1 pseudogene is annotated in these 450 nt (G+C 71.8%); it reads right to left on the bottom strand.

What is annotated here, in order from left to right:
- Positions 1–450, bottom strand: a pseudogene (locus HW466_RS31430) (hypothetical protein); the annotation flags it as partial.

Below are 450 nucleotides of genomic sequence, written 5' to 3'. Positions count from 1 at the left end.
CCGAACGTGCCGTTACCCGAACCGCCGAGCGTCAGCGTATTGCCGCCCAGGTTCACCGTCGAACCGGCTGTACCCGACAGCGTGCCGGTCGCCTGCGGCGTCGTGGCCGCGCTCACGTCCAGCGTCGCTCCGGCACCGGCCAGATCGATCGCGCTGCCCGACGACAGGCTGCCGCCCGCACCGACCGCCAGCGTGCTGCCGCCGCCGATCGTCGTGTTGCCGCTGTACGTGTTCGTGCCCGTGAGCGTCGTCGTCGACGGACCATTCACCGCCAGATTGCCGCTGCCCGAGATCGTGCCGCCCAAGCCGAGATTGTTCGCGCCGCCGACCGTCAGCGTCGAACCCGCGCCGAGATCGATCGCGTTGGTCAGCGTCGTGCCGGCCACGCTCGTACCGAGCGTGCCGCCCGCGCCGCTCGTGGTCAGCGCACCGGTGCCGAGTGCGGAGCCG

The sequence above is a fragment of the Burkholderia territorii genome (assembly GCF_902833055.1).
In the GTDB taxonomy this organism is placed as follows: domain Bacteria; phylum Pseudomonadota; class Gammaproteobacteria; order Burkholderiales; family Burkholderiaceae; genus Burkholderia; species Burkholderia territorii.
This window is presented reverse-complemented; position numbering and strand designations above follow the sequence as displayed.